Consider the following 6,081-nt stretch of genomic DNA (forward strand, 5'->3'; position numbering starts at 1 on the left):
GACAAGGCGACGCTGGCGTTCGTCATGGCGGCGGGGTTCATCGCCGACACCGCCAGCCTGCCGCTGGTCGTCTCGAACCTCGTCAACATCGTGTCGGCCGACTTCTTCAAGATCGGGTTCGGCAACTATGCGGCCGTGATGGTGCCGGTCGACCTAGTGTCGATCGCCGCCACGCTGGGCGCGCTGCTGATCTTCTTCCGGCGCGATATACCGCAGGATTACGACGTGGCTGCGCTCCGCGCGCCCGATGCCGCGATCCGTGACGCTGCGACCTTCCGCGCCGGATGGATCGTCCTTGCGCTCCTGCTCGCCGGTTTCTTCCTGCTCGAACCGCTCGGCGTGCCGGTCAGCGCCGTCGCCGCTGCCGGCGCGATCCTGCTGCTGGTGATCGCCGGGCGGGCTCAGGTGATCGAGACGCGCAAGGTGCTGCGCGGCGCGCCGTGGCAGGTCGTGATCTTCTCCCTCGGCATGTACCTCGTCGTCTATGGTCTGCGGAACGCAGGGTTGACCGACCATCTGGCGGCGCTGCTCGATCGCACCGCGCAAGGCGGGGTGTGGGGTGCGGCGCTGGGAACCGGCGTCATCGCGGCCGTCCTCTCTTCGGTGATGAACAACATGCCGACCGTGCTGGTGGGCGCGCTGTCGATCGACGCCACCCACGCGACCGGGGCTGTTAGGGAAGCGATGATCTACGCCAATGTCATCGGCTGCGATCTTGGCCCCAAGCTGACCCCGACCGGCTCGCTCGCGACGCTGCTGTGGCTGCACGTCCTGGGACAGAAGGGCGTCAGGATCGGATGGGGCTATTATTTCCGGGTCGGGGTCACACTGACGGTGCCTGTCCTGCTCATCACGCTGGCGGCGCTCGCGCTGCGGATTGGAATTGCCTGATGCCGCTCCGCGACCTTGCCGACCCCGACCATCTGCCCGCGCTCGATCGGCGTTACGCGCTCGATCGCCCGGCCCTCGGGCTGGGCGCTGGTGATCCGCCACCCCGCATCCTCCTGCTCTACGGATCGCTTCGCGAGCGATCCTATTCGCGCTTGTGCGTTGAGGAGGCGGCGCGCCTGCTCCGCTTCTTCGGCTGTGAAACACGCATTTTCGATCCCGCTACGCTGCCGCTCCCTGACCAGCACGCCGGCGACGATCATCCGGCCGTCCACGAACTGCGCGAGCTGTCGATGTGGTCTGAGGGGCAGGTGTGGTGCAGCCCCGAGCGCCACGGCCAGATTACCGGCATCATGAAGCTACAAATCGACCATCTGCCGCTCAACATGGGCGGGATGCGCCCGACGCAGGGCCGCACCCTCGCGGTCATGCAGGTGTCGGCCGGATCGCAGTCCTTCAATAGCGTCAACACGCTGCGCGTGCTTGGCCGCTGGATGCGGATGGTGACGATCCCCAACCAGTCGTCGGTCGCCAAGGCGTTCGCCGAGTTCGATGATGCCGGGCGGATGAAGCCGTCGAGCTATTACGACCGGATTGTGGACGTGATGGAAGAGCTGGTGCGCTTCACCATCCTGCTGCGCCCTCATACTGCACAACTGGTCGATCGCTATTCCGAACGAAAGGAAGCCGGCGTGCCGATCAAAGCCGCCACTGACCTATCCAGCATCGCGACCTCGCCGCAATCTTGACGGCTTTCCTGATTGGGAACCGATACAGAGAAATTAGGCGGTCGGCCCGCGCTCGTGGGCGGCGTCGAGGTCCGGTTTCCCGAAATACGTTCCCGATTGCTTTTCCCAAAACAGACCGTCGGTCACGGAGAAACGGGAAAGCCGCAGCGTCCAATTTACGCTCGTGGCAGCATCGCATCTTGCCGGACCGTAGAGGTCTCCGGGCGGGGAAGCTGATCCTGTCACATATTCCATGCGCCCTCTGCCGCGATGGAGACCAGATTCTCATCGAGATCGCGCCACCAGCGCTCGGCGAGTTGCGGATCGAGGGTGATCGGGCTGATCGCGGGCAGTAGCGCGGCGACCTCGGCAATGGCCGCCTCGCGCCAAGCGCGCTGCCGGGCGGTCGTGACCGCGCGATCGCTGACCCCGTCGGCGACTTGCATCCGGTCGAACGAATCGCGGAACCGGTCCTGGATGCACTCGAGTGGATGTTGGCGCGGCAACCCCGTCGCAATGTCGGTCGCCGTGATCGGCCGTCCGTCGCGGTGGGTGACCTGTGCCAGGGTCGCGTTCCAGGCGTCGCGCTTGTGGGCTTGGGCCTGGTCGAAGCGGATATACCGGCAGCAGTTGCGCAGAAACGCCAGCTCGGCATTGGGCCGCAGCCAGGCTTCGAACAGGAATCCTTGCGTCCAGCCGGGCTGGTTGAGCGATTTCAACACGAGCGCGCGCTTCATGGCGCGATCATAGGGGCTGGAGTGTCGGGGTCGATCGCAGTCTGCATTTTCGGGGACCGGCCACGCCATGCCGGATTTTTGAACCAGCGCCTCGACTTGGTCGGCCAGGGCGGGGTTGCGGATCAGCATAGGGATGATGGCGTCGCGCCATTCCTCGTCGCTGCGCGGCGTGGCCAGCGCGGCCAGCGCCTTGTCGACTTTATCGGGCGGCAGCATCGACCGTGCCGTCGGCAAGCAGATGTTGCCGGTGATGACCACCGCCAGTTCGACGACCAGCGCCCGTCGCTCATCGTCTGTATCGGGCACGTTTCCACGCTTGCCGCGCAGCCAGAAGCCGTCTTCGCATCGCGCCATGTTCCAGATCATCTGGATGAGCGCGACCGAGGCGAGCATCGCCGGCTCGATACCGAGATACCACTGCCCCGGCATCTTCCTGTCGATCCACTCGATCCGTGCGGTCTTCTCCCAATAGCCTCGTGCATTGACGAACGCAGTGCGCGCTGCCTCAAGGATCGGATCAGCCGTCTTGGGCTTCGCCGACTTGGTATTCATCATCGGGTGCAGGCTGCGAACATGCGCGACCGATCCGGCGAGGAATCTGCTCGCGGCGTCGCTTGCGGCGTGCAACGCCGACAGCGAAGCGGACGACTTCAATGCCTTGTCGATCGACTGGCGGGTGGCACCGCCAGCGACCTTCATGTTTTCGATAATCTCGAACAGCCGCTCGAACTCGTTCATCAGCGCCGTACCGTTGAGCAGGTGTTTCGCAAATTTGCGAACGCTCTTCGGATGGACGGGCGGCAACGGCCCACAACGGCGGCCGATGCGCAGCAGTCGCTTGGCCACAGCCATGTCCCGCCGCCAGATCGCGACGTAAAGGGCGGTATGATCGCGCTGAAGCGCAACCAGGTAGTCGCGGTGGATCGCGGTGCTGTACGAAAGCAGTGCCTCCTGCATCTCGTCGGTGACGTTGGCCGCGTCGTAGGCGAGCAGATGGATGAGGCTGGCCTTGTCACACTTGGGGATGCCGAGCGTCGCGCGATCGACTTCGGCGATGTTCTCCGGATCACGGCGATAGATCAGATGCGGCAACGCCCCCGGGGCGTAGAGTGGCCGATAGCGCTGGACCACGAACCAGTCGGCCTGCGCCTTGCCCGCCGGCACCGGCACGCCATCGATCGTGACAATCTTGCCGTCGATCGCGAACCCCTTCAGCTTCTCCAGCTTGGCGACGATATCGACGTCAGGTCCGGGAACATGCGCGCGATCGATCGACAGCTTATCCAGCAATCCGGTCACCACCGGATGCCCTTCGACCAGGATATCGCGCACGCCTGCCATCCGCATGGCAGCCTTCGCGGCTCGGTTCATGACCGTCGCCGACACCAGCCCGGCATCGGGATCGCCATCGAACCACTCGCCTGCTCGGTGGTTTAGGCGATCGCCGATGACCCAAATACCCGGGAACGCCAGCACCTGCGCACCGGCACCGGCCTTCTCGAGACGCTTGGCATACAGGGGGCCAGAATATGCGGTCACGACCTTTTCCTCTTCGTCCGCCAGTCGGCAGCATATTTCGCCCAAGCGGCGTCCTCGCGGGCCGTGGCCTCGAACACATACCGCTCCAGATCCCCTCTTAGGATGATGAGCCGCGCCCAAGAAGCGCTCCCGGCATCCATCGCCGTGTAAAGCGCGTTGGGGGGCGTTCCGGCGATCAGTGCCGGACGCAGTTCGCGTAGCTCCCGGGCGACCGCCACGACTTCACGCTCGATCATCAGGGGATCGATCAGGCGATGGGCATGGCCCTTGCGATCGATCCAGGCGAACCAGCCGCCATCGATCTGCTCGTTGCGTGCGAATGAAGGCTGGGTGTCGAGCCATTCCTTGGCCTCGCCCCGCGTCGCCGGCCCCGGCGGCGCAGGGCGGGACGTGCATGCCGAGATCGCGCGGATTTGAAGCGCGGTTATCGGCTCGGACAGCGTCCGCGCGAGCACGTCGGGCGCATCGCCGACCGACGTCAGAAGACGGGCATTTTCTACCTGCAACTCCACCACCAGCAGAACGTCAGCGATGATCGTGGGCAATCGGTCGATCTGTTCGACCAAGGTTGCGGCCTGGGTCCGGGTAACGGCGATCGCATGGTCGTTCCAACGGGCGAGGTCGGCTTGCAATTGCTCCAGCCTGGGCTGGAGCTTGCGGATCGCGGTACGCGCCGTATCGCGCAGCGGTCGATCCGCACCGTCAAGGATGTTGACGTGGCGGTCCAGCTCCCGCGCAATGTCCGCGGCCTCGGCCTCGATGTGAGCCGGTGTGTCGAGCTCGTGCCGTTGCCCGTCGCGATCGGTCCACACAAACGCGGTCACACGACAAACTCGCGATAGTTCATGTTCGCGCCGTGGACCTCCAGCCAATCGGCGGCATTGCCGCGCGACAGATGCCCCGGCATGTCGATGGCCCGCAGGCGGCAGGTCACGCGGATCAGCCAGCGTTGATCTCGCGTCATGCCCTCTTCGCGCCATGCGCCTTCCAGCCGATATTCCTCGTCGCGGGCGAGCCACTCCGCACGATCGGCGTCATAGGCAGCGAGCCGGCGGCACCACGTCTCGTACAATCCGCGCGACGACAGGTCGCGCTCGTAGCGGTCGATCATCATCACGATCGCCTGGCCAAACGACACCGAAGGATCGATGTCGATCAGTTCGTCCATGTCCGACCACACCTGGTCGGCCCAGAACGCCAGCAGCCCGGCGAGCGCGTCGGCCTCGATCGCCGACAGGCCGTAGTTGGTCAGCACGCCGCCGAGCGCGATCTTGTTGTGCACCTCGGTCGGTTCGGCGACGACCGTCTTGTACCTTGGCGCGATCAGCGCGCGGCGGCGCGCGGCGATGGCCGCGCGGCCCTCGCCCAGGTGGGCGACGGCGGCATCCGCCTCGTTCAGAATGCGGTCGATGTCCGGCTGGCCAGCGGCGTTTTCGTCAGTTTGCGAATTCATGTTCGCTTCTCCCGTTCGTGGAAGCGAGATGATCCGACGAGTCGGTTGGCGAACCCTCCCGGACACGTGTCCGGGAGGGTTCGCGACTTCAGAGGGGGTAGAAGTTGGGGGGGCTAAGATTGGCGCAAGAAATGTTTCACCGATGGCGAAAATCTCATCCCCCTCCCGGGCTCCTCGAAACGCCCCCCAACCCAAGGTGCATCGCTATATCGATGCGCTCTTCAGCGACGATTTCGGCCGGCAGTCGAAGCTGACCACCTACAGCGCAAACAGTTTCGCAAAGAAGAAGCTCGATGCCGCTGCCCAGTCGCTGCAGTTGAAGGGCGAGCGGCGGGAAAAGCAGCTTCGGCGCATTGAGATTCGCGAATGGCGCGCCGCCGAGCGCAGCGTCGCGGCCGAGCAACGCGAGAGCGACCATCGCTTCCGCCTGATGTGGCGAACGCTTAACACCAAGGTACGACCGGAAAAGACGCTACGGCACACGCCGCCGCGGACGCGGCAACGCGATTGGCCCTATGCCGCTGTTGCGTTGCCCAAATACGATGGTCCGGTCATCGACCGGAACGGCCAACGGGGTGTGTTCATGAGGGTGCGATACTATTCCCGCCGCACCGCTGAACAGGGTGTGTCGCAGCGCCTGGTCAAATACGTGTTCAACGGCGCCGAATGTGACGTCGATGACGTGACGTGATGTCGTGGACGACCTCCGCACCAGCGTAGCTGTGCGATGATGTGG

6 protein-coding genes are annotated in these 6,081 nt (G+C 64.7%); 3 read left to right on the plus strand and 3 right to left on the minus strand.

Features of this window, described 5'->3' with window-relative positions; translation table 11 throughout:
- Both arsB and arsH read left to right on the plus strand, forming a co-directional pair.
- Positions 1 to 891, plus strand: an 891-nt coding sequence (gene arsB, locus AX685_RS03280; RefSeq protein WP_066485417.1) for an arsenite/antimonite efflux transporter, incomplete at its 5' end; no start/stop codon positions are given.
- On the plus strand, positions 891 to 1,637 hold the full coding sequence (arsH, locus tag AX685_RS03285; protein ID WP_066485418.1) for an arsenical resistance protein ArsH: 747 nt from the start codon (positions 891 to 893) through the stop codon (positions 1,635 to 1,637). The genes arsB and arsH, both read left to right, overlap by 1 nt.
- Before the next feature lie 221 nt (positions 1,638 to 1,858).
- Here the strand turns inward: arsH and AX685_RS03290 are convergent, their stop codons facing one another.
- The 3 genes from AX685_RS03290 to AX685_RS03300 are packed head-to-tail and all read right to left on the minus strand — an operon-like array spanning position 1,859 to position 5,345.
- Positions 1,859 to 3,892, minus strand: coding sequence for a hypothetical protein (locus AX685_RS03290; protein ID WP_066485420.1), 2,034 nt, complete (start codon positions 3,890 to 3,892; stop codon positions 1,859 to 1,861).
- Positions 3,889 to 4,716 carry a hypothetical protein gene (locus AX685_RS03295; protein ID WP_066485422.1) on the minus strand — a complete coding sequence of 276 codons (828 nt, stop codon included), beginning with the start codon at positions 4,714 to 4,716 and terminating at the stop codon, positions 3,889 to 3,891. Before AX685_RS03295 ends, AX685_RS03290 begins: the two co-directional genes overlap by 4 nt.
- Positions 4,713 to 5,345 carry a hypothetical protein gene (locus AX685_RS03300; protein ID WP_066485425.1) on the minus strand — a complete coding sequence of 211 codons (633 nt, stop codon included), beginning with the start codon at positions 5,343 to 5,345 and terminating at the stop codon, positions 4,713 to 4,715. Before AX685_RS03300 ends, AX685_RS03295 begins: the two co-directional genes overlap by 4 nt.
- 196 nt (positions 5,346 to 5,541) lie before the next feature.
- Between AX685_RS03300 and AX685_RS03305 the strand changes: the two genes are divergently transcribed.
- Positions 5,542 to 6,036: a hypothetical protein gene (locus tag AX685_RS03305; protein ID WP_066485428.1), complete on the plus strand. Its 495-nt coding sequence runs from the start codon at positions 5,542 to 5,544 to the stop codon at positions 6,034 to 6,036.
- Positions 6,037 to 6,081 lie beyond the last annotated feature (45 nt).

Source organism: Sphingomonas sp. CCH9-F2 (assembly GCF_001556735.1).
Lineage (GTDB): Bacteria > Pseudomonadota > Alphaproteobacteria > Sphingomonadales > Sphingomonadaceae > Sphingomonas > Sphingomonas ginsenosidimutans.